Origin of the sequence: Mycolicibacterium vulneris (assembly GCF_002104765.1) — a bacterium.
In the GTDB taxonomy this organism is placed as follows: domain Bacteria; phylum Actinomycetota; class Actinomycetes; order Mycobacteriales; family Mycobacteriaceae; genus Mycobacterium; species Mycobacterium vulneris.
The window spans coordinates 23,353-44,457 of the sequence record NZ_NCXM01000035.1 but is presented as its reverse complement, the minus strand read 5'-3'; the positions used below and the strand labels follow the sequence as shown (position 1 = coordinate 44,457).

Annotated in this window: 23 protein-coding genes; 16 read left to right on the top strand and 7 right to left on the bottom strand. The window is 64.2% G+C overall.

Going from position 1 to position 21,105, the window contains the following annotated elements; translation table 11 throughout:
* Window positions 1–6 precede the first annotated feature (6 nt).
* From B8W69_RS25590 to B8W69_RS25565, 6 genes are read left to right on the top strand one after another with little or no spacing between them, the layout of a single operon-like run.
* A complete protein-coding gene (locus B8W69_RS25590) occupies window positions 7–1,269 on the top strand; it encodes an MCE family protein (RefSeq protein ID WP_085292504.1) in 1,263 nt (420 codons plus the stop codon).
* On the top strand, window positions 1,266–2,288 hold the full coding sequence (locus B8W69_RS25585) for an MCE family protein (RefSeq protein WP_085292503.1): 1,023 nt from the start codon (window positions 1,266–1,268) through the stop codon (window positions 2,286–2,288). The genes B8W69_RS25590 and B8W69_RS25585 overlap by 4 nt, the downstream gene beginning before the upstream one ends.
* Entirely contained in the window at window positions 2,288–3,406 is a 1,119-nt protein-coding gene (locus B8W69_RS25580) for an MCE family protein (protein ID WP_085292521.1), read from the top strand. Before B8W69_RS25585 ends, B8W69_RS25580 begins: the two co-directional genes overlap by 1 nt.
* Window positions 3,403–4,830: an MCE family protein gene (locus tag B8W69_RS25575; RefSeq protein WP_085292502.1), complete on the top strand. Its 1,428-nt coding sequence runs from the start codon at window positions 3,403–3,405 to the stop codon at window positions 4,828–4,830. The genes B8W69_RS25580 and B8W69_RS25575 overlap by 4 nt, the downstream gene beginning before the upstream one ends.
* Entirely contained in the window at window positions 4,827–6,149 is a 1,323-nt protein-coding gene (locus B8W69_RS25570; RefSeq protein ID WP_085292501.1) for an MCE family protein, read from the top strand. Before B8W69_RS25575 ends, B8W69_RS25570 begins: the two co-directional genes overlap by 4 nt.
* Window positions 6,150–7,922, top strand: a complete 1,773-nt coding sequence (locus B8W69_RS25565) for an MCE family protein (RefSeq protein ID WP_085292500.1) — start codon at window positions 6,150–6,152, stop codon at window positions 7,920–7,922.
* A gap of 58 nt (window positions 7,923–7,980) precedes the next feature.
* Here B8W69_RS25565 and B8W69_RS25560 read toward each other — a convergent pair whose 3' ends face one another.
* The 3 genes from B8W69_RS25560 to B8W69_RS25550 all read right to left on the bottom strand — a co-directional run bounded on the left by B8W69_RS25560 (window position 7,981) and on the right by B8W69_RS25550 (window position 10,069).
* Complete coding sequence (locus B8W69_RS25560; protein WP_085292520.1) at window positions 7,981–8,502, bottom strand: Rv2253/PknI dimerization domain-containing protein; 522 nt, start codon at window positions 8,500–8,502, stop codon at window positions 7,981–7,983.
* Window positions 8,503–8,633: 131 nt separating this feature from the next.
* A complete protein-coding gene (locus tag B8W69_RS25555; RefSeq protein WP_085292499.1) occupies window positions 8,634–9,275 on the bottom strand; it encodes an Rv1363c family protein in 642 nt (213 codons plus the stop codon).
* Window positions 9,272–10,069 (bottom strand): Rv1363c family protein, encoded by a 798-nt coding sequence (locus tag B8W69_RS25550; RefSeq protein WP_085292498.1) that lies wholly within the window; start codon window positions 10,067–10,069, stop codon window positions 9,272–9,274. Before B8W69_RS25550 ends, B8W69_RS25555 begins: the two co-directional genes overlap by 4 nt.
* A gap of 211 nt (window positions 10,070–10,280) precedes the next feature.
* Here B8W69_RS25550 and B8W69_RS25545 point away from each other — a divergent pair, with 211 nt between their 5' ends.
* Entirely contained in the window at window positions 10,281–10,673 is a 393-nt protein-coding gene (locus B8W69_RS25545) for a hypothetical protein (RefSeq protein ID WP_085292497.1), read from the top strand.
* Window positions 10,674–10,676: 3 nt separating this feature from the next.
* Here B8W69_RS25545 and B8W69_RS25540 read toward each other — a convergent pair whose 3' ends face one another.
* Window positions 10,677–11,279, bottom strand: coding sequence for a TetR/AcrR family transcriptional regulator (locus B8W69_RS25540; RefSeq protein ID WP_085292496.1), 603 nt, complete (start codon window positions 11,277–11,279; stop codon window positions 10,677–10,679).
* 101 nt (window positions 11,280–11,380) lie between these two features.
* Between B8W69_RS25540 and B8W69_RS25535 the strand changes: the two genes are divergently transcribed.
* From B8W69_RS25535 to B8W69_RS25520, 4 genes are read left to right on the top strand one after another with little or no spacing between them, the layout of a single operon-like run.
* On the top strand, window positions 11,381–12,166 hold the full coding sequence (locus tag B8W69_RS25535) for a hypothetical protein (RefSeq protein WP_085292495.1): 786 nt from the start codon (window positions 11,381–11,383) through the stop codon (window positions 12,164–12,166).
* Window positions 12,163–12,978 (top strand): hypothetical protein, encoded by an 816-nt coding sequence (locus B8W69_RS25530; RefSeq protein WP_085292494.1) that lies wholly within the window; start codon window positions 12,163–12,165, stop codon window positions 12,976–12,978. Before B8W69_RS25535 ends, B8W69_RS25530 begins: the two co-directional genes overlap by 4 nt.
* On the top strand, window positions 12,975–13,553 hold the full coding sequence (locus tag B8W69_RS25525; protein ID WP_085292493.1) for a cytochrome c oxidase subunit 3 family protein: 579 nt from the start codon (window positions 12,975–12,977) through the stop codon (window positions 13,551–13,553). Before B8W69_RS25530 ends, B8W69_RS25525 begins: the two co-directional genes overlap by 4 nt.
* Entirely contained in the window at window positions 13,553–13,840 is a 288-nt protein-coding gene (locus B8W69_RS25520) for a cytochrome C oxidase subunit IV family protein (protein ID WP_181447479.1), read from the top strand. The genes B8W69_RS25525 and B8W69_RS25520 overlap by 1 nt, the downstream gene beginning before the upstream one ends.
* A gap of 19 nt (window positions 13,841–13,859) precedes the next feature.
* On the opposite strand, the gene B8W69_RS25515 is transcribed toward B8W69_RS25520, so the two are convergent.
* Window positions 13,860–15,155 carry a cytochrome P450 gene (locus B8W69_RS25515; protein ID WP_085292491.1) on the bottom strand — a complete coding sequence of 432 codons (1,296 nt, stop codon included), beginning with the start codon at window positions 15,153–15,155 and terminating at the stop codon, window positions 13,860–13,862.
* A 194-nt stretch (window positions 15,156–15,349) separates the two neighbouring features.
* Between B8W69_RS25515 and B8W69_RS25510 the strand changes: the two genes are divergently transcribed.
* Window positions 15,350–16,069 carry a TetR/AcrR family transcriptional regulator gene (locus B8W69_RS25510; RefSeq protein ID WP_085292490.1) on the top strand — a complete coding sequence of 240 codons (720 nt, stop codon included), beginning with the start codon at window positions 15,350–15,352 and terminating at the stop codon, window positions 16,067–16,069.
* Here the strand turns inward: B8W69_RS25510 and B8W69_RS25505 are convergent.
* Window positions 15,985–16,413, bottom strand: a complete 429-nt coding sequence (locus tag B8W69_RS25505; protein WP_500684406.1) for an Rv2576c family protein — start codon at window positions 16,411–16,413, stop codon at window positions 15,985–15,987. The genes B8W69_RS25510 and B8W69_RS25505 overlap by 85 nt on opposite strands.
* A 5-nt stretch (window positions 16,414–16,418) precedes the next feature.
* Window positions 16,419–17,174, bottom strand: coding sequence for an enoyl-CoA hydratase/isomerase family protein (locus B8W69_RS25500; protein WP_085292489.1), 756 nt, complete (start codon window positions 17,172–17,174; stop codon window positions 16,419–16,421).
* A 109-nt stretch (window positions 17,175–17,283) separates the two neighbouring features.
* Between B8W69_RS25500 and B8W69_RS25495 the strand changes: the two genes are divergently transcribed.
* The 4 genes from B8W69_RS25495 (at window position 17,284) to B8W69_RS25480 (ending at window position 21,098) form a co-directional block, all read left to right on the top strand.
* Window positions 17,284–17,706: a lipoprotein LpqH gene (locus B8W69_RS25495; RefSeq protein WP_085292488.1), complete on the top strand. Its 423-nt coding sequence runs from the start codon at window positions 17,284–17,286 to the stop codon at window positions 17,704–17,706.
* Between the two features lie 86 nt (window positions 17,707–17,792).
* Window positions 17,793–18,983, top strand: coding sequence for an amidohydrolase family protein (locus tag B8W69_RS25490; RefSeq protein ID WP_085292487.1), 1,191 nt, complete (start codon window positions 17,793–17,795; stop codon window positions 18,981–18,983).
* An 88-nt stretch (window positions 18,984–19,071) separates the two neighbouring features.
* Window positions 19,072–20,475: a FadD3 family acyl-CoA ligase gene (locus tag B8W69_RS25485; RefSeq protein WP_245843365.1), complete on the top strand. Its 1,404-nt coding sequence runs from the start codon at window positions 19,072–19,074 to the stop codon at window positions 20,473–20,475.
* Complete coding sequence (locus B8W69_RS25480; protein ID WP_085292485.1) at window positions 20,472–21,098, top strand: fatty-acid--CoA ligase; 627 nt, start codon at window positions 20,472–20,474, stop codon at window positions 21,096–21,098. Before B8W69_RS25485 ends, B8W69_RS25480 begins: the two co-directional genes overlap by 4 nt.
* Window positions 21,099–21,105 lie beyond the last annotated feature (7 nt).

Here is a 21,105-nt window from a genome sequence, read left to right as displayed (position 1 = left end):
ACAGCAATGACGCAGAATGTTCCGGCGGGTCGCGGCGCTGCCGCAGGCCGACCGGCGCGCGCCGGCCATGGCCGGGCGCCGGCCGAACGGAATTACCTGCCGCCCCTGCTCGGATTAGCCACCGTCCTCATCATTGGTCTGATCTTCGCCGTCGCGGTGGGGCTGTTTCAGGGTTCTTTCACCACAACGGTGCCGGTGACGGTGATCTCGCAACGCGCCGGGCTGGTCATGAACCCGGACGCCAAGGTCAAGATGCGCGGCGTGCAGGTGGGCAAGGTCTCCTCGATCGAGTCGCTGCCCAACGGCCAGGCGGCCATTCACTTGGCGATGGACCCATCGCAGCTGCACTTCATCCCCGGCAACGTGCTCGTCAACATCGCGTCATCGACGGTCTTCGGCGCGAAGTCCGTCGAGCTGGTGCCACCTGATCAGCCCTCGGCCCAACGGCTGCACAGCGGCCAGACGCTGCAGGGCCAGCACGTCATGGTCGAAATCAACACGGTATTCCAGCAACTCGTGTCGGTGCTGTCACACATCGATCCGCCCAAGCTCAACGAGTCGCTGGGCGCACTGGCACAGGCATTCAGTGGGCGGGGCCCGCAACTCGGCCAGTCGCTGAGCGACCTGGATTCGTTCCTGGCCAAGCTGGAGCCGAGCCTTCCCGCATTCCGCCATGACCTGACGGTCTTGCCGGCGGTGTCCAACGCCTATGCCGACGCGGCTCCGGACCTGATCAAGACCGCCGCCAACACGACCCGGATCAGCAAGACACTTGTCGATGAGCAGCACAACCTGGATGCGTTGCTGATCAGCGCGATCGGCTTGGCCGACATTGGCAACGACGTCTTGTCGACGAACCGCCAACCGCTGACGGATGTGTTGCATCTGCTGGTGCCGACCACCGATCTGACCAATGAGTACGCCCCGGCGCTCAACTGCGCTTTCGCCGGGCTCGTACAGCTATCGCACGCGGCGCCGTTGTCGGAACCGAGCATCAACATCTCGGCGAGCCTCACGTGGGGCGCTGAGCGTTATCGGTACCCGACGAACCTGCCCAAGGTTGCGGCGACGGGCGGCCCGCAGTGCGTGGGTCTGCCGAAACTGCCGTTCAATACGGCCCCACCGCAATTGATCACCGATATCGGCGCCGACCCGGTGGGATACGGAAACCCACAGCTGCTGATCAACTCCGATCTACTCAAACAGCTGCTGTACGGGCCGATCGCCGGACCGCCACGCAACTCCGCGCAGATCGGACAACCCGGATGAGGACGCGCGCCACGCTGATCAAGTTCGGCATCTTCGCGGTCGTGATGGCGATACTCACCGCATTCCTGTTCTTCATCTTCGGCCAGTACCGGACGGGTGCGACGACCGAGTATTCGGCGGTGTTCACCGACGTGTCGCGCCTCAAGCCGGGCCAGTCGGTGCGGGTCGCCGGCATCCGGGTGGGCACGGTCAACAGTGTTTCGCTGCAGCCGGACAAGAAAGTTGTGGTGAAATTCGACGCCGACCGCAACGTCGTCCTCACCGAGGGCAGCAGGGCGGCGGTCCGTTACCTCAACCTGGTGGGCGATCGTTACCTCGAACTCGTCGATGGACCGGGCTCGCCCAAGCGGCTGCCGGCCGGCGGTCAGATTCCGGTCAGCCGCACCGCGCCGGCGCTTGACCTCGATCTGCTACTCGGCGGACTCAAGCCCGTCACCCAGGGCCTGAACGCGCGCGACGTCAACGCCCTGACGTCCGGTTTATTGCAGGTCTTCCAGGGGCAGGGCGGGACGCTCGAGTCGCTGTTCTCCAAGACGACGTCGTTTTCAAATGCCTTGGCCGACAACGATCAAACCGTGCAGCAGCTGATCGACAACCTCAACATCGTTATCGGCACGGTTGCCAAGGACGGTAAACAGTTCTCCGGCGCGATCGATCGCCTCGAGCAGCTTGTCAGCGGCCTGTCGGGTGACCGCGACACAATCGGATCCGCCATTGACGCCCTGGACAAGGGAACCGCCTCGTTGGCGGATCTGCTGGCCGAGGCCCGCCCGCCGCTGTCCGGCACCATAGCTCAGTTGAATCGGCTGGCGCCGATACTCGATGGCGATAAGGACCGCCTCGACGCCGCGCTCCAAAAGGCGCCGCGGAACTACCGCAAGCTGGTCCGGCTCGGCGTGAACGGCGCCACCATCCCGTACTATCTCTGCCAATTCGGGATCCGCGGCACAGACCTTTCGGGTAAGACCGTGCGCGCCAATATCTATAGGTCAGATGCGGGAAGGTGCACGGAACCCTGATGCTCAAGTACCGCGGAGCTCAGCTCGTCAAGCCCGGACTCATCGGCGTCGTTCTGGCGGTGATGGTCATCCTGGTCGGCCTGTCGCCCGACCGATTCATCCAATGGGCGACGATGGTCCGCTACCAGGCGCTGTTCACGGAAGCCGGCGGTCTTGCGACGGGCAACCCCGTGATTGTGTCCGGGATGAAGGTCGGCACGGTGTCGGATGTGAAGCTGCGCCACGGCGACGCGCTGGTGACGTTCGCGATGAAGGGCAACATCCTGCTCGGGTCGGAGACCTCTGCGCACATCCGCACCGGCACCCTGCTGGGCGAGCGGATGCTGACGGTGGAATCCGCGGGCAGCGGCACGATGCACCCGATGGCTCTTATTCCCGTCTCGCGAACCTCCTCGCCGTACTCGCTCACCGAAGCGGTCAGTGATCTGACGTCGGACACCGCCGGCACCAACACCACGGCGCTGAATCAGTCGTTGGACACGCTGGCGGCAACGCTCGACCAGATCGCACCCCAAATGGGGCCGGCCTTCGACGCGCTCACCCGCCTATCGCGCACCCTCAACAGCCGTAACAAGAACCTGGGCGAGTTGTTCAAGAGTGCCGGCGACGTCACCGGCATACTTTCCGAACGGAGCATGCAGGTCAACAAGCTCATCCTCAACTCCGATTCTCTGCTGCAAGTGCTGGTCGCACGCCGGCAAGAGATCGTGGACCTACTGGCCAACACGTCCGTGGTGGCCAAGCAGCTGACGGCGTTGGTGCACGACAACGAAAGCACTTTGGCGCCAACGCTGGAGCGGCTGAACAGGGTCCTCGGGGTCTTGGAGAAAAACCGCGACAACATCGGCAAAGCGCTGCCGGGTCTCGCCAAATTCGAGATCACGGTCGGTGAGGCCATCTCCGGCATGTACGCCTATCAGGCGTTCGTCCCGAACTTCCTTGTCCCGCAACTCTTCCAGGAGTTGATCGACTACCTCTGGGGATTCCGCACATTCGACACGTCTAAGGGCCCGGGCTTCCCGTCGCCGGTACCCCGGGCGCTGACCCCCTGGCCGTACAACTCCATTCCACAATGCCCTGGCTGCACATTGGGCGGACGGATCGGAGGATCACAATGACCTCCCGGATCTCCCGGATGCCGCGCAAGCGGCTGGCGGCCGTGACGGCGGTTGCCCTGGTCGGGCTGATCGTGGCCGGCGCCGCCGTGGTCGTCCGTAACACGTTCTTCGGCCCACGAACGATTACCGCCTATTTCACCACCGCGACCGCGATCTATCCCCATGACGAGGTGCGGGTTTCGGGTGTCAAGGTCGGCAACATCAAATCCATTCAGCCGCAGGGCACACGGGCCAAGATAATCCTCTCGGTCGACCACGGCGTGCCTATTCCGGCGGACGCGAAGGCGGTTATCGTCGCCCCGAATCTGGTGGCTTCCCGCTACGTCCAACTCACACCGGCCTATCGCGACACCGGGCCGGTCATGCAGGATGGGGCGGTCATACCAGTCGAACGGACCGCAGTGCCGGTCGAGTGGGACGAGGTCAAAACCCAGTTGATGCGGCTGGCAACGGATTTGGGACCCAAGAGTGGGGTATCGGGCACATCGGTGGGCCGGTTCATCGACAGCGCCGCCAACGCCCTCGACGGCAATGGCGACAAGCTTCGCCAAACACTCGGTCAATTGTCCGGGGTGGGCCGCATCCTCGCCAACGGCAGCGGCAACATCGTCGACATCATCAAAAACCTGCAGACGTTCGTCGGCGCGCTGCGCGACAGCAACGTGCAGATCGAGCAATTCAACGGTCGCCTGGCCACGCTCACCAGCGTGGTCAACGACAGCAAATCCGACCTGGACGCGGCGCTGACCGATCTGTCGACGGCAGTCGGCGAGGTGCGGCGGTTCATCGCCGGGACTCGCAACCAGACCAGCGAGCAGATCGCCCGGTTGGCCGATGTCACGCAGAACCTGGTCGACCACCACATGGCACTGGAAAACATTCTGCACACCTCGCCGAACGCGTTCGGCAACTTCTTCAACGACTACAACGCCGACACCGGAACCATCGTGGGGGGGTTCGGGCTGATGAATATGGCGAATCCCACGTGGGGCGGTCAAATTCTGCTGTCCGTACCGGGCTGCACTCAGATCGGCGCCATCGAGAACATCACCGCGGTCGAAACGGGCAAGCTGTGTTCCCTGTTCCTCGGACCCGGACTGCGGCAGACCAGCTGGAATAACTCGCCAATTCCCATCAACCCGTTCATATCCAAGTCGATTGACCCGTCCAAGGTTCTCTACACCGAACCGCGCCTGGCACCCGGCGGCGAGGGCCCGAAACCCGGCCCGCCCGAGATCCCGCCCGCCGTGTCGGCCTACACCGGCTTGCCGGGTGATCCGGTGGGACCGCCGGGGGCGGTGCCGCCGGAGCGGATACCGGGCGCGGCGATGCCGCTGCCGCCGCCACCGTCGACACCGGCGCCAGCACCACCGGCGCCGACTGTGTCGGGCATGCTGCTGCCAGACGAAGGGCCACAACAATGATCGCCCGGGTTGCCGCTAAGCGGGTGTTCGCCATCGGCTGTTGTGTGGTGGTGACGGCGACGGGATGCGCCTTCCACGGCCTGAATTCACTACCGCTGCCCGGTGCGGTCGGGCGCGGGCCGGGGGCCAACATCTACCACGTCGAACTCCCGAATGTCGGAACGATGGAGTCGAATTCGCCGGTGATGATCGACGACGTCGTCGTCGGCAGTGTCGGCACGATGCGGGTGCAGGGCTGGCACGCCGACGTCGAGATCTCGGTCAAGCGTGATGTGGTGGTCCCGGCCAACGTGGTAGCCACCGTAGGTCAGACCAGCCTGCTGGGCTCGATGCATGTGGAGCTCAATACGCCGCTGGGCCAGCAGGGAAGCGGGCGGCTGCAGCCGGGCGCCACCATCCCGCTCAGCCGGTCATCGGCCTACCCGTCGACAGAGCAGACGCTGTCGTCGCTGGGCGCGGTGGTCAACGGCGGTGGGCTAGGACAGATCGGGGAGGTCATCCACAATTTCTCGGCCGCCCTGTCCGGGCACGAGGGAGCGGTGCGCGATCTGATCACCCGGCTGGACACGTTCGTGGGAACTCTGGACGACCAGCGGGACAACATCGTCGCCTCCATCCAGGCGCTGAATCGGCTGTCGGCCACCTTCGCCGACCAACGCGACGTAATCACCCAAGCGATCAACAAGATTCCGCCCGCGCTCGAGGTGCTGATCAAGGAGCGGCCGCGTCTGACGGCCGCCCTGGATCACCTTCGCGTGTTCAGCAACACCGCCACCCGGCTGGTCAACGACTCCCAGGCCGACCTGGTCAAGAACCTCAAAAACCTGGAGCCGACCATCAAAGCGCTCGCCGACGTCGGACCCGACTTCGGCGCGGCCATCGCGGCGTCGTTCGTGTTCCCGTTCACCCAGAACTTCGTCGACCGAGCGGTCCGAGGCGACTTCTTCAACCTGCATTTCGATTTCGACATAACGATTCCACGGCTCAAGAAGGGCTTGTTCTTAGGAACCCACTGGGGGCAGCTGGACATGCCCGCGCCACCGGTGCCGGGGGATCCGTATCGGATGAATTACACACTCGATCCGCTGCATAACCCCCTGCGGCCACCGTGGGTCGACCCCAACGCGTTGCCGCTGCCCCCACCACCGCCGGGTGCGGTGCCGGCACCGGGGCCGGGGAATTATGGACCGCTGCCCGGGCCGCCGCCGAACGCGGCCCCGCTGCCCGGGCCTGCGCCTGGTGCGGCCGCGGTGCCCGACGCGGGTCTTGGTCAAACGCCGGCGCCCGCAGAAGCGCCTGAAACGGGAGCCGGGGGATAAATGCTGACCCGCTTCGTTCGTATCCAGCTGGCGATCTTCGCAATCGCCGGAACCATCGGGGTGATCTCGATGGTCCTGTTCTACATCCAAGCGCCGACGCTGCTGGGCATCGGCCGGATGACGGTGACACTGGAGCTGCCGGCCACCGGCGGCCTGTACCGGTTTTCCAACGTGACCTATCGCGGGGTTCAGCTCGGCAAGGTCACCGCCGTGGGTTTGACGCCGACCGGCGCGAAAGCGACGCTGTCGCTTAGCACTTCACCAAAGGTCCCCGCGGACCTGATAGCCGAGGTGCTCAGTGTCTCCGCGGTGGGTGAACAATACGTGGACCTGCGGCCCAAAACCGACTCGCCGCCCTATCTGCACGACGGCTCGGTTATCGCCGTGCGCGACACGACGATTCCGCAGCCGGTCGGCCCAATGCTCGAGCAGGTCAATGCCTTGGTCCAAAGCATCCCGAAGACCAAACTCGGCCAATTGCTCGACGAGTCCTTCCAGGGCTTCAACGGTTCCGGTTACGACCTGGGGTCACTGCTCGATTCCTCGAAGACGCTGTCCCGCGACGCCAACGCCGTCGTCGATCGCACCCGAGCCCTCACCGAAGACACCGGACCGCTGCTGGACACCCAGGCGCGCACCACCGATTCGATCAGAACATGGGCGCGCAGCTTCGCCGGCATCTCGGATACGTTGGTGAACAACGATTCTCACTTCCGCACGATCCTGGAGAAAGGTCCTGACGCCGCGAACGAAGCATCCCGGCTTCTGGAACAAATCAAACCGACGCTGCCGGTGTTGCTTGCCAACCTGACCACCATCGGGCAGATCGGCGTCACCTACCATCCGTCGATCGAGCAGCTACTGGTGTTGCTGCCGTCGGGGGTTGCGGTCGAGCAGGCCGCTCAGGGTGAAAACCATCCCGACGGTAGGGCTTACGGCGACTTCGCAGCCACGGTCGACGATCCGCCCATTTGCACGGTCGGCTTCATGCCGCCCAACACCTGGCGATCCCCCGACGACCTCACCGACATCGACACACCGGACGGGTTGTATTGCAAACTCCCGCAGGATTCCCCGATCGCGGTTCGCGGTGCCCGCAACTATCCTTGCATGGGGCACCCGGGTAAGCGCGCGCCGACCGTCGAAATCTGCAACAGCGACAAGCCATACATGCCGCTGGCGATGCGCCAGCACACCCTCGGTCCCTATCCGCTGGATCCGAATCTGCTAGCCCAGGGTGTCCCGCCTGATGACCGGATCACCACCAACGACAGGATCTTTGGCCCGGTCGAGGGAACGCCGCTGCCGCCGGGGGCGGTGCCGCGTGGCGCCCCTGCGGGGCCGCGCGGAGAAAATCCGCCACCGGGCACGGTCGGAGCCGCAGCTCCGCCGTTGCCGTCGTCGGGAGCAGCGCTGGCGCCGATGTCGAGAATGTCGGCTGACCTTCCCCCCATCGCACCACTCGACGTCCCTGTGGCGGGGGAACTTCCCCCGCCCCCCGCCGCGCAGCCAGCGCTGCCTTTAGCCCCGCTCGTTCCTCCCGATCCCGCCCCGCCCATTCCTGCCGACCCCGCACCGGCCGACGGTGGGGGGCCCCAGGCTGCGCCAAGCTCGTTCGGAGCCAACGCATCTAAGCCCGCGCCCTCGGTCGTGGTGGCGAAGTACGATCCGCACACCGGTCGTTATGTCGGTCCGGACGGGAAGTTGTATCAGCAGTCGGATCTCGTCGCTCCGAAAGCGCCCAGGACGTGGAAGGACATGCTTCCCACCTGAATTCGTCCTGTGCCGAAGCTGCCCGAGGTGCGAGGCATGAGAAGCTACGGCCGCCCGGTCAGGAGAGCTGGTCCAGGCGTAACGGCATCGTGATATCGAGCCAATTGTTTTGCCCGCAGGCACCGCTCGGGCCGACTGTCTTGTCCTTGCCCGAGAAGACCCGCGACCCGATCTGGAATCCACCATTGTCGTTCACCGGGTAGAAAAAGAATTGCTGCTGTCCGGGGAACGCGGTGCCGTCCTCGCACCGCTCCCAATTCGGCACTTCGCGCCTCACCTTCCACATCTCCCCGTCATTCATATATAGGGGCGCGCTCCATCCCTGGTCGCTCGTCACTGAGCCATGGCAGACCTGGGTCGAGTCGCAAGTCGAACTGATGGTCCACGTTTGGTAAACCGTCGGTTCGCCGAAGTACTGGTCATTTCTCTGGGCCCAATCGCCAATGGACGTGGCGCGGAAAGTCCCGTTGATGGCGACGTCTTCCTTGGTTATTGCCTGGGCTGTCGATGCAGTGCTCAAACCGCCGAATACGGTGGCAGCCACCAGCGTTGCGGTGGTGAGTGTTTTGACTGAACGCATCACGTGCTCCTCGAAGCGCGAAATCCGAGAGTGCCTATGGCACCTTTTCGCCGTCGGTTGCGGCGTTCTCGAGCGATGACGTTACACCGCTCCGGGTCGCCTGGTAATGGTTAGGACAAGATCTGCCGCGCTCATCCGGACGGGTCGAATTTCGCGATCAGCCAGGAACCGTTGACTTTTGTCAGCGTGACCAAGACGCTGCTCTGCGTGTTCTCGGAATCTTTCTTTTGCACGCTTTTCGTGGTCTGGTCGACGAAGACCAGCACGACGGCGGAATCGGGATGCAATTCCGAGACTGCGGCTCGAATCACCTTGGCCGTCGCCGTCAGTCGGCCCTTCTGCGCCACCGGCGCGACGATCTCGTCGGTAAATTTGCTGTAATAGGTCAGAAAGCCGCCGGTGAGATGCGATTTCGCGTTGTCGAAATCGCGGTTCAAATGGTCATAGGAATACGACAACACGGCCACGGCACCATCTGACGCCGCCTGGATTGCCCGGTGCGCCGCCGCATCGCCGACCTGCTGATCCGGCCGGTACAGGATGAAGTACACGCTGGCGGCGACTCCCACGGCGGCAATAACCAACGTTGTCGCGACGATCGAGCGCCACTTTGCCGAATACCGGACGGCCCGGCGCCGAATCGCCGCCAACCGGCGCAAGCGTGCCGGTCGCTCCGTACTGGGTGGCCTCCCGTCTTCGCCGGCGGGTGAAGTCTCCATGTCGTCAATCGCCTTTTCCGCGCCGTCCGGCGACGAGCCATGTTCGACAGTCATCGCAGGAAGTCAACTTTCGACATCTTGAGCCGGCCGCCGTCGCGGTTCATATTGACGCTCAGCCGAAATAAGGCCGGTGGCGGTTTGGCGTTATCCGGCCCAATGGGATCGGTTTTCGCCGCCACAAGCACGACTCCCGAATTGTCGCTCAACGACTGGACGGCGACGGCTTCGATGGTGACCTTGGTCCCGACCTTGGTCTCCTCGGCCTTCTTGACCATCAGGGTCGACAGCACAGACAGCTGGTCCTTCTGGTCGCCCGTGGAGGCATCGATGGTGCGCTGGACATCCTCCTTGGCATGATCGGGGTCAATCGACATGAAAGCCGTGATCCCTTGCCGGGCGGCGGCGCTGAATTCCGCGGCGAGTTGGCGATTGTGCGCCGCGATGTGGTGCTGCCACAGCATGTAAGCGGTCGCGGCGACCGAGGCCGTGAAAAGCACGGAGCCGACGCCGGTCGCTACTGTTTTCCGCTTTGGACGCCGCAGCCATCGTGGCCGTACCGGACGCCGGAGCCGCAGCCGTCTCCCGGTCCACTTCGTGGGGCGCTGCTCGACATCTTGGGCGTCGTCGTCCGCGCTCCCGATTCGGGCTGCGTCGCGCAGCCGTAAAAGGCGCGCCAGAGCCGCCTCGGCGCGCGCTTCGGCCTTGGCAACTTCGTCGTCTGCGTCCACTTCGGACGCGGTCGCTACGTCGCCGCCATCGGCGCCTGCGCTTGACTGTGGTTCGTCGGGATCGGTCACATCCCCGGGGTCGCCACAATCGTCGGCGTCGGGCCCCTCCGGATCGTGCACGGAGAAGCAGCTTATCACTCCGGCCGGGGCTCAACGCCGGCGTCGAGTGGCCGCTTTCCTGGCCCTCACATGCGGAAATACTCGCGCGCCCGGTACAGGTCGCAGTGGCTTCGGAATCGCCCGCCGCCGACCACTGTTCGGCCCAGGTGATCTTCTCCAACCAGGAGAATTTTCTTTTCAGGTGTGGCAGAGTAATCGGGTGCGATCAATCGTGGCTCTGGTTGCCGCATTGCTCGGCGCCGGGGTGGTGGCGGCGCCGCCGCCCGCCTCGGCCGGGCCGTCTGTCTGCGACTACCCCGCCTGCACGCCGGGCATCATGCCCCATCAGGTTCTAGGTGCGCCGTGTGACAACACCACCTACTACGCCTTCGGAGTCGCCGACGGATACGTCTCCTTCGCCTCGGAGCCCGGACGGCTGATGTTCTGCGGCTCGCCGAGGCGATACCAGCCTCGATGGTTCCGCTCACCGCCGATGGCGGGAGTCAAGGACGAAAACGCCGACTGCCAGAACTATCTGAACTACGTCGCGCAGGCGCCCGACGGTCTGTTCCTCATCTGCATTGCGCACGACGGCATATCGAGCTGGGTCCGCGCCGACACGTAGCAGTCACTCGGGGGTTTCCCGAGGCAGACCGAGCAGGCGTCGGCTCAAGTCGGTGACCCGATCGAGCAGTGTGTCGTCGTCGATATCGGCAACCAGCGGATGCATGACCGCGGTGCTGAGGGCGCCCGAGAACATGGCGGCCTCGATCCGCCCGTCCAGCCCCGCATCGCTCAGTAGCACCCGGTACAGGCGGTCCATGAAAAGTTGAAATGGCTTGTGCTCGGCCAGCAACCGGACGACGACGGGATCGAATTGCAGCGTGCGCACCAACCGGCGATCGCGCACGGCCATCTCAACCACACGCACCAGCAACGCATCCCTTGCCTGAGGACCGTCGTCGTATGCCTCGGCCTCCTCGAGCGCCGGCTCGAGCCGACCGAGTTCGCGCTCGGTCACGGCGATGACGATCTGCTCTTTAGTCCGGAATTGGTGATAGACAGCAGCTTTCGTGATCCCGACGGCGTCGGCGATCATCTGCAGCGACGTACCGCTGACACCGTGTGTGGCGATCAGATCCAGCGCGGCATCGAGTACCCGTGTCCGTGCCGGGCTGTGCGCGATCAGCCAGAATTGCTCATCGGTGACCGGCTCCCGTGCTGTTCCCACGCACCGAGACTAGACGACGCTATTGACCCTGGCTAGCCGATCGGCTAGCTTCGCTCACTAGCCGAGTTTCGGCTGCGATTTCGTGCTTGGGAGGAGTACCGATGTCCGACGCCAGCGCAAACGATGCAGGCGGTAGGCAATCCGCGCGGACCGCGTCGCGGCGGACCGATGGCGAGCTGATCCTGCTCTGGACATTGCCGGCGGCGCTGATCCTGTGGATCGCCTCTTTCTTCCTGTTCCCGGGATTCAACCCGCCGATGTCGCCCACCATGCCGGCGGAGCAGGTGGCCGCGTTCTACCGCGATCCGGGGCATATTCCGCAGATCCGTTCCAGCATGATCTTGTTCAACTGGTTCGGGGTGTGCCTGGTGCCGATCCTGGCCCTGATCGTGCTGCAAATCCGTCGCATGGCGCATCGGACGCCGATCTTTGCCTACGCCGTGCTTGGGTGCGCGGCCGGCGGCCCGACGCTGTTCCTCATCGCCAACGTCTGCTGGCTGCTGGCCGCCTTTCGTCCGGAGCGCAGTCCCGAGCTGACTCAGCTGCTCAACGATCTCGGCTGGATCACCTTTACCATCCTCGTTCCATTTTTCATCGGGCAGTGCGTAATACTGGCCCTGGCAATCTTTTTCGATGATCAGGCGTGCCCGGTATTCAGCCGTTGGGTCGCACACTTCAACCTTCTGGTGGGCGCTGCGCTGGTGCCGGCGTCATTCGTCGGCGTGTCGTTGACCGGCCCGCTGGCCTGGGACGGCTTGCTGTCGTTCTGGGTGAAAAACGTTGCCATTGCCGTCTGGATCATCGTGATGGGCGTCGTGCTGGGGCGAGCCGTTTATCGCGAGCGTGCCGAAAACCGCGACCACCCAAATGAACTGGCGATCGCATGAGCGCTGTGATCACACCGCCGACGGCCCCGGCCACGCCCCCTTCCGGGCCGCTGCATCAACGAATCGGCTGGCACCTGCGGCGCGACCCCAAGCGAGAACTGTGGCTGGCGTGGGGGATCCTCATAGTGTTCTACGGTCTGTTCTTCCCGATGTTCTTCATCGTGGCGCAGGTCCAGCCGCCGCCGGAGCCCACCTGGGACCTCGCCACGCAGGTCCACTGGTTCGCCGAGCGTCGCCTCGGCATACCCGTCGGCTTCGGGGTCATCTTCGCCATCAGCGGCATGATCACGGTCAACAACGCCCTCATCGCGTATTCGATGCGGCGCATGTCCGTCAGCCGCGCGTTCGCCTACTCGTATCTGCTCATCTACTCGCTCAGCGCAGTTCCCGGCATGCTGTTGCTCAACGTCGCGCTGATCGTCGGCACGCTGCGACCCGACCGCGACCCCCGAGTGATCGGTTGGCTCTATGACTTCGCCTTCTTGTCGTTCGACGGAACCATGGGAGTGTTCCTGATCGGTTCGCTGATCTGGATGGTGGCGATCCTGCTCGACAAGAATCGCGTATTCCCCAAGTGGTTCGGCTATCTCAACCTGTGCAACGCGCTGACCGAGGTCGTCGTGGCGCCCTGCTGGATCTTCCGGCGTGGCGTGTTCGCGTGGGACGGCGAGATCGCGTGGTGGCTGGACATGGTCGTGTTCGGCATCTACCAAGTCACGTTCATCGTCATGCTGTTCCAGATGATCCGCCGCGAAGACTTCGGGACCGGAGAGCTGCCGGACCTGCCGCGGAAGAAGGCGGTCGCGCCGTGACCGACCTAGCCGACAAGCGCGAACGCGTCAGGGCCGTGCCGGGCCAGCCCGACATGTGGGCCTTCGTATTGTTCGAGACACTGGTATTCACCGGCTATTTCGGCTTCTACCTGTTCTCACGGGGCCGCAATCCCGAGCTTTTCCTCCAGTCGCAGGCTCACCTCGACCTGCGCGTCGGGGTCTTCAACACCTTGGTCCTGCTACTCAGCTCATGGTCGGTGGCGCGGTGTGTTCAGTCTGCCCGCGCCGGCGTCTATGGGGCGGCTCTCAGGGATGTTTTCATCACGGCAACGTTCGCCGTGGCGTTCTTGTTTTTCAAGGTGTTCGAGTGGGCCCGGTTGGTTCAGGCCGGAAACGGCATAGAGCGTAACGACTTCTTCATGTTCTATTTCTTCCTCACCGGGATCCACTTCGTCCACCTGCTGATCGGCTTCGTCGTCCTCGGCGTCATCGTGTACCAACTCCGGAGTCCGGTGCGACGCTCCCAGGAAATCATCGAAACCGGCGCAACCTATTGGCACACCGTCGATTTCCTGTGGGTGCTGATCTTTGCGCTGCTCTACGTGGTGAGGTGATCGGAATCAGATTCAACAAGAGATTGCTGTTTGTCTGGACGATCTTGGCCGCGTTGACGCTGGCTTATCTGTGGATAGACCGCTCCGTGGACGGGGCGCTGAAATCCAGCGCTGTGGTCACGTCGAGCGTCATCGTCATCGCACTGGTCAAGGTGCGCATCATCTTTCGCGAGTTCATGGAGGTGCGGGACGCCCCAGTCCTGCTGTGCCGACTCACCGACGCGTGGGTGGTGTTGATCGCCTTCGTCTTGCTCGGCTGTTACTTCGTCGGAATGCAGGTCCGGTAGCGCCCGCGAGCGAGTAGTCCTAAGCCACCGGAGCGATCGCGTCCGCGGTGGTGAACGACAGGTGCAGTTCGCTCAGGCCGCGCAGGATGTACGTCGGCTCGTAGGTGTAGCGACGCTCGTAGGCCGGTCCGTGATGGGTTTCGTTGATCTCGATGTGCGGCATCCGGTCCAGGATCCGCTCGATCGAGACACGGCCTTCGACGCGGGCGAGCGGGCCGCCGGGGCAGGAGTGCACACCACGGGCGAACGCCATGTGTTCGCGGACGTTCTTGCGGCGCAGGTCGAACTCGTGCGGGTTCTCGAACCGGCGGGGGTCGCGGTTGGCCGCGCCCGGCAGGATCATCACCACGGTGCCGGCGGGGATGTCGACGCCGCCGATGGTGGTCGCCTTGACGGCCAGCCGCGAATCGCTCTTCACCGGGCTTTCCATCCGCAGCGATTCCTCAATGAACGCCGGAATCAGGCTGCGGTCCTCGCGCACCTGCTGCTGGATGTCGGGCCGGTCGCCCAGAACCTGCAGGGCGGCGCTGAGCAGCTTGGCCGTGGTCTCCTGGCCGGCTGCGAAAAGGAACGTCGCCGAACGGACGACCTCGATCACCGGGGGCGTCGAGCCGTCCGGGTACTTCGCTTCCGCCAGGTACGTCAGCACGTCGCCGCGCGGTTCCCGACGGCGATCCTCGATGTAGTTACAGAACTTGTCGTCGAGCCACTCGAGTGGGTTGATGCCCACCGACTCGTGGTCCAGGGCGCCCACGCGTGCCTCGGGGCGGTCGGCACCCAGGACGACGCGGAACTCCTTGTGGTCGTCCTCCGGGACGCCAAGCAAGTCGGCAATCACCAAGGTGGCGAACGGCTTTGAGTATTCCGCGATGAACTCGCACTCGCCGTTGTGCAGGAACTCATCGAGCTGACGATCGGCGAGGCGCCACATGAACTCCTCGTTCTGCTTCAGCCGGCTCGGGGTCAGCAGCTTGGCGAGCACCGATCGGGCCTTGGTGTGGTGCGGCGGATCCATGGTGACCATGTGCTCGAACATGGGGAAAGAGCTGCGGTGCTGGTTGATCTGCGGGGTGATGTCATCGCCTTCGGGCGTGAAGGGGAGCGGCGGGAACGGCCCGCCGAGCGCGACGATGTTGGAGAACGTCTCCGGGTCCTTGTAGATCTCGGTGGCTTCTTCGTAACCGGTGACCGCGACGACGCCGTAGTGCGGAAGGCGCAGCACCGGGTTCTGACTGCGCAGGTAGTCGAAGTATGGGTGCGGATCTGGGACCAGTGACGGATCGGTGAAGAAGTCGATCGAGTCGAAGGTGCTCATCGGATTGCGTCTCCCTGGGCTGGGTTTACCGGTGGTATTCGGCGGCACATCGCTTCCGCCGCCCGATTTCGAGATCGAAAATGTGCTGAGCACCTGCTTAGCATGGCGGTAATGTCAGGGTCAAGGTCGCAACGCCGCGCCACGATACGATCCGTGGGGTTGGCACGGGATGGCACACAGTACGGAGCAGGGACATGACATCGGCCCGCAGAATCGGGGCGCCGGACGCGAAAAACCGCGTCTTGTTGCTCGATGCCGCCGAACAGCTGATGCTCGAAGAGGGCTACGCCGCGGTGACGTCGCGGCGCCTGGCGAACAAGGCCGGGCTGAAGCCTCAACTGGTGCACTACTACTTCCGCACCATGGAAGAGCTGTTCCTGGAAGTCTTTCGGCGCCGGGCCGAAGAGGCGCTCGAGGCGCACGCGCAAATGCTGAAGTTGCCACAGCCGCTGTGGGCACTGTGGCGATTCGGCACCGATCCCGCGTTCACGCGAATTTCCATGGAATTCATGGCACTGGCCAATCACCGCAAGGACATGCGGGCCGAAATCGCTTATTATGCCGAGCGTTTCCGCGAAGAGCAGCGCCAAGCGGTAGCGACCGCGCTGGAGCGCTACGGCTCCAGAATTCAGGACGGGGGCCAGGACATCGACATCCCTCCGGTGGTGTGGACGGTGCTGATGAGCAGCCTGTCGCGCTTCCTGGTGCTCGAGCAGGCGATCGGTATGTCCGCCGGCCATGCGGAGACGGTGGAGTTGGTCGAGAACTACTTGCGCCGCCTGGAAGGCGAACCGCAGCCGATCGAGGGTGTACCGGAGACCTGGCTGGTTCACCAGTTCCGCAGCGAGCAGAGCACGCCTTTGGGGCCGTCCTTGGATATGACGACGGCGCCGTCTACCGCCAGGTCACAGTGAAGTCCCGGCGTGCCGGGCTCCGTGCCCGTGCTCGCCACGACCATCGCGTAAGCGTCGGGGTTCGACATGTCCAGATCGAAGCCCCACGGCTTGCCCGGGGCCAGGTCGATGTCGACGTGCGGTGTGAACGAGTAGGGGTTGTGGCTGTAGTCGGAGAATTTGTCCGGCTGATGGTCCAGGTAATAGATGCTGGTATAGATCGGATTCTGCGCGCTCACGGTGTATCTGACGTGATGCATGACCGGATCGTCGGCACGGGCCTGTCCGCTTTCCGCCAGCAGACCTGCTGCTGCCAATAGAGAAGCCAACGACACGATGGAGCCGACGCCCATCACTGTCTTCATTGTGGTCATGACGCTCCTCCGGCTGCCGGGCGCGGCTTGGCGTTGCGGTTCATCACCCGTTCTGCGGCCTGCCAGTGCGGGTCGGCAACCCATAACCGTGCGAAGGATGCTATCGCCTCCTCAGGAGAAACTCCGCGGATTACCCGCTTTATCTCGGTCGCCGGCCTGCGCGCCAGCGAGCGTGCGACGGCTCGCCACCCCCGGTCGGGCGAGTCGAACACGCCGCGGGCCACGACCTGATCCACCAACCCGATGCGTTCGGCATCGACCGCGGTGAGGGCCGTTCCTGAGCCGGCCAACAGCAGCGCCCTGCTCTTGCCGACCAGCGCGGCCAGCCGCTCCGCTCCGCCCCAGGCCGGCATGATCTCGAGCTGCACCTGGTTGAACGCGATCTTGATGTCGTCGGCGGCCACGCGGATGTCGGCGGCGACGGCGACTTCGGCCCCGCCGCCGAACGCGTGGCCGTTGAGCGCGGCGATGACGGGAGCGGGGAAATCCGCCAGCTGATCACAGATGGACCGCATCCGCCGGGCCATGGCCGCGGCGTCCTCCTCGGTCCGCAACGCGCTCAATTCCTTGAGGTCGCCACCGGAGACGAAAGCTTTGTCCCCGGCACCCTTGATCACCAGCGCCTGCGCGCCGGCCGACGCATCGAGCGCCTTCTCCAGCTGGTCCATGGTGTCCAGACCGATGGCGTTGCGCGCGTGTGGGCGGTCGATGGTGACCACCGCCAACCCGTCGTCGATCTCCAGGTCCACCATGTGTGTAATCGCTCCTCGACAGGAACCCGATATTGGCATTCTCTTTTCGCGAGAATAACATCATCGCTGCAGGCTACGAACTTTCGTCAGCGAGGATGGAGGTGACGTGATGCGGAACCGAATCGTGGCCGCCGCTGCGGGGGTCCTGGCCGTCGCATTGGTTGGCGCGTGCACGTCGCGGCCAGCAACCCAGCTCGCCGGCACGGCGTCCGTCACCGTGAACGGTAACGACCGAAACTTCCACATCGTGAAGTGCAGCCAGCGGGAGTGGAGTCGGACGATCGAAATCGGCGGCAATTTTGCCGGTGCCAAACTCATCGTCGACGAGAGCGCGCAACCGGCGACGGTCGAGTCTGTACACATCCAAAACCTGGGCGGCTTCAGCGGCATGTACTCGCGGGGCGATGGCGGCAGCGCGGACATGAGCATGACGGGCGACAAATTCACCGTCTCCGGCACCGCCAACGGTTACAGAACCGACAAACCCGGTGAGCCGGCAGACGCCACCTTCAAGATTTTCGTGTCGTGCTGACCACGTCTAACCGGGTTCGGCGGGGCCACGTTGCGGTTAGGCGCCTGTAGAGAATAGTATTCTCACAAATCAAGAAGGAGGATTCCATGGGCCAGTTGTCGCACAAGGTGGACGTTCCATTTCCGATCTTTGACGCGGATAACCATCTCTACGAGCCGCCGGAGGCGCTGACCAAGTTCCTGCCCAAGGAGTACAAGGACTACGTCCAGTACGTGCAGATCAACGGTCGCACCAAGATCGCTATCCGCGGCCAGATCAGCAACTACATTCCCAACCCGACCTTCGAGGTCGTCGCCCGGCCGGGCGCCTGGGAGGAGTACTTCAAGTACGGCAACCCGGAGGGTAAGAGCAAGCGCGAGCTGTTCGGTGAGCCGATGCGCGCGATCCCGGCGTTCTTCGAGCCCGGCCCACGCTTGGAGACGATGAACGAGCTGGGCCTGGACAAGACGCTGATGTTCCCGACCTTGGCCAGCCTCCTGGAGGAGCGTCTGCGTGACGACCCGCTCGCCATCCACGTTCTGGTCCACGCGCTGAACGAGTGGCTGGACGAGGTCTGGGGCTTCAACTACCAGAACCGCATCTTCACCACACCCGTCATCACCCTGCCGATCGTCGAGAAGGCGATCGAGGAACTGGAGTGGGCGGTCAAGCGTGGCGCCCGCGCCATCCTGGTTCGCCCGGCGCCCGTCCCCGGTTTCCGAGGTCCGCGGTCGTTCGCGGTGCCCGAGTTCGACCCGTTCTGGGAGCGGGTCGTCGAGCACGACGTGCTGGTCGGCATGCACTCCAGCGACAGCGGCTACTCCCGGTACACCTCGGAGTGGGACGGCGCCGACCAGGAGATGCTGCCGTTCCAGACCAACGCGATGGGCATCCTCAACGAGTGGCGGCCGATCCAGGACTCGGTGGGGTCGTGGGTCATTCACGGCGCGCTCTACCGCCACCCGAAGCTGAAGGTCGCGATCGTCGAGGCCGGTTCGAAGTGGATGACCCCGCTGCTGGACGGCCTGGCCGAGGTCTTCCGCAAGGCCCCGGAGGCGTTCCCGAGCGACCCGGTCGAGATGGTCAAGAACCGGATCCACGTCAGCCCGTTCTTCGAGGATGGCATCGACGATCTGGTCAACCTCGTCGGTGTCGATCAGGTGCTCTACGGCTCGGACTGGCCGCACCCGGAGGGGCTGGCGGAGCCGACCTATTACATCGAGGCGCTTTCCCACCTGTCCGTTGAGGACCAGGCAAAGATCATGGGCGGCAACCTCGGTCGGCTCGTCACGGTGTGACAGCCCCGCCAACGGGCGGCGACGATGCAGAGCGCGCAGCGCGATGAGGAGGAGCCGGCCAAATCAGGCATGGCAGACCATCCCCGAGATGGTCTTGAGCGCGGCGGATCGTTTCGGCGATGCGGAAGCAGTCGTCGACGGTCCACTGCGCTTGACTTTCAGGCAGGTAGTCGAGCGAATCCGTTGCGCCGCAGGCGCCTTCGCGGACCTCGGCGTCGACAAAGGTGACCGGGTCGCGATCTGGGCGCCCAATTCGGCCGAGTGGATCATTGCTGCGTTCGGGTTGCTCACCGCGGGTGGCGTGCTCGTCCCGGTCAACACCCGGTTCAAGACCGAAGAAGCCGGCGACATCATCGTCCGCAGCAAGGTGAAGGCCGTCCTGGTCCAGAAGGGCTTCCTGGACCAGGATTACACCGCGCCCGCCGGCGTGCCGGTCATCGACCTGAAGTCCGATTTCCTGTCCAGCGGTTCACCATTCGAGCGAACGGTGAGCGGCATCGATACCTCGGACATCATCTTCACGTCGGGCACGACCGGGCGCCCCAAGGGGGCGATGCTGAGTCACGGTCAAACGCTGCGCATGTATGAGGAGTGGGCGACCCTTGCGGACCTGCGCGAGGGCGACCGCTACCTGCAGATCAACCCTTACTTCCACACCTTTGGGCTGAAGGCGGGTCTCGTCACGTCTTTCCTGCGCGGTGCCACGATGCTGCCCGTCGCGGTGTTCGACGTCGACACGGTCGTGGAACTCATTGAACGCGAACGCATCACGATGCTTCCCGGACCGCCGACGCTGTATCACTCGTTGCTTACGGTGCAGGACAAGTCCGGGCTGTCGTCATTGCGCGCGGGAGTGACCGGCGCCGCCGACATCCCCGTCGAGCTGGTCCGCCGCATCCACGACGAACTGCCGTTCCAGACGCTGATGACGGGTTACGGGCTCACCGAGGCCGGCAACGTCACCCTTTCGCTGCCCGGCGATTCCTTCGAGGACGTCGCGACCACCGCGGGCGTGCCGTGCGACGGGGTCGAGGTGCGGATCGCCGACGACGGCGAGGTGCTGGTCCGCGGCTACGGGGTCATGAAGGGCTACCTAGACGAACCGGAGGCCACCGCCCAGGCGATCGACGACGATGGCTGGCTGCACACCGGAGACCTCGGCGACTTCACCGAGGCCGGGCGGCTGCGCATCGTCGGCCGGAAAAAGGACATGTTCATCGTCGGTGGCTTCAATGCCTACCCGGCCGAGATCGAGGGCTTCCTGCTCAACCACCCGGCCGTCGCGCAGGCGGCCGTCATCGGCGTCCCCGACGAACGGATGGGCCAGGTCGGCAAAGCGTTCGTGGTCCGCAAAGGCGACGTCAGCGCCGACGAATTGATCGGCTGGTGTCGCGACCGGATGGCCGGTTTCAAGGTGCCCCGCACGGTAGAGTTCCTCAATTCACTCCCACTCAACGCGACGGGGAAAGTGATGAAGGACCAACTCCGATGAATAACGGCGATATCCACTCGATGGTGATCGCGTCGGACTACCGCGTCCCCGATCCCACCCGGGTATGGCCGCTGCTGGAACGCAACAAGGCCGCGCTGGCCGATATCGGCGCGCACCACGTGCTGGTCTACACCTCAACCCGCGACCACGGTCGGGTACTGGTGATGATCGGCGTCCACAGCCGTGAGCCGATCGTGGAGCTGCTGCGCTCCCGCGTCTTCTTCGATTGGTTCGACGAGGCCGGCGTCGAGGACATCCCGGCCGTCTTCGCCGGCGAGATCGTCGACAGGTTCATCGCGCAGCCACCGAAAAGCCCGGCGGCACCGGGCGTCGTGGTCGCCGCCATCGCGTCCGTGAACGACGTATCCCTGCTGACCTACGAAGTCAGCACGGCGATCGACCGATTCACCACGGCCGGCATCCGAAAGACGTGGGTATTCCAGGCTTTCGACGACGACCACGAAGTGCTGATCTTGCAGGAGTTCCCCGACGAAGAAAGCGCCCGAGAGTGGATCGACCACCCCGACGCCGCGGCGCAGTGGATGTCGGGGGCGGGCATCGGTGCCTACCCGCCGTTGTTCGTCGGCCGATTCTTCGACATGATGCGCATCGAGGCGGACTGAGGATTCG

What these genes read in the sequence shown, in the direction of transcription:
- B8W69_RS25495 (WP_085292488.1), top strand. Translation starts at nt 17,284, where the DNA reads ATGCGGAACCGAATCGTGGCCGCCGCTGCGGGGGTCCTGGCCGTCGCA.
- B8W69_RS25510 (WP_085292490.1), top strand. Translation starts at nt 15,350, where the DNA reads ATGACATCGGCCCGCAGAATCGGGGCGCCGGACGCGAAAAACCGCGTC.
- B8W69_RS25535 (WP_085292495.1), top strand. Translation starts at nt 11,381, where the DNA reads ATGTCCGACGCCAGCGCAAACGATGCAGGCGGTAGGCAATCCGCGCGG.
- B8W69_RS25490 (WP_085292487.1), top strand. Translation starts at nt 17,793, where the DNA reads ATGGGCCAGTTGTCGCACAAGGTGGACGTTCCATTTCCGATCTTTGAC.
- B8W69_RS25515 (WP_085292491.1), bottom strand. Translation starts at nt 15,155, where the DNA reads ATGAGCACCTTCGACTCGATCGACTTCTTCACCGATCCGTCACTGGTC.
- B8W69_RS25530 (WP_085292494.1), top strand. Translation starts at nt 12,163, where the DNA reads ATGAGCGCTGTGATCACACCGCCGACGGCCCCGGCCACGCCCCCTTCC.
- B8W69_RS25565 (WP_085292500.1), top strand. Translation starts at nt 6,150, where the DNA reads ATGCTGACCCGCTTCGTTCGTATCCAGCTGGCGATCTTCGCAATCGCC.
- B8W69_RS25580 (WP_085292521.1), top strand. Translation starts at nt 2,288, where the DNA reads ATGCTCAAGTACCGCGGAGCTCAGCTCGTCAAGCCCGGACTCATCGGC.
- B8W69_RS25585 (WP_085292503.1), top strand. Translation starts at nt 1,266, where the DNA reads ATGAGGACGCGCGCCACGCTGATCAAGTTCGGCATCTTCGCGGTCGTG.
- B8W69_RS25555 (WP_085292499.1), bottom strand. Translation starts at nt 9,275, where the DNA reads ATGACTGTCGAACATGGCTCGTCGCCGGACGGCGCGGAAAAGGCGATT.
- B8W69_RS25590 (WP_085292504.1), top strand. Translation starts at nt 7, where the DNA reads ATGACGCAGAATGTTCCGGCGGGTCGCGGCGCTGCCGCAGGCCGACCG.
- B8W69_RS25570 (WP_085292501.1), top strand. Translation starts at nt 4,827, where the DNA reads ATGATCGCCCGGGTTGCCGCTAAGCGGGTGTTCGCCATCGGCTGTTGT.
- B8W69_RS25485 (WP_245843365.1), top strand. Translation starts at nt 19,072, where the DNA reads ATGGTCTTGAGCGCGGCGGATCGTTTCGGCGATGCGGAAGCAGTCGTC.
- B8W69_RS25505 (WP_500684406.1), bottom strand. Translation starts at nt 16,413, where the DNA reads ATGAAGACAGTGATGGGCGTCGGCTCCATCGTGTCGTTGGCTTCTCTA.
- B8W69_RS25575 (WP_085292502.1), top strand. Translation starts at nt 3,403, where the DNA reads ATGACCTCCCGGATCTCCCGGATGCCGCGCAAGCGGCTGGCGGCCGTG.
- B8W69_RS25480 (WP_085292485.1), top strand. Translation starts at nt 20,472, where the DNA reads ATGAATAACGGCGATATCCACTCGATGGTGATCGCGTCGGACTACCGC.
- B8W69_RS25560 (WP_085292520.1), bottom strand. Translation starts at nt 8,502, where the DNA reads ATGCGTTCAGTCAAAACACTCACCACCGCAACGCTGGTGGCTGCCACC.
- B8W69_RS25500 (WP_085292489.1), bottom strand. Translation starts at nt 17,174, where the DNA reads ATGGTGGACCTGGAGATCGACGACGGGTTGGCGGTGGTCACCATCGAC.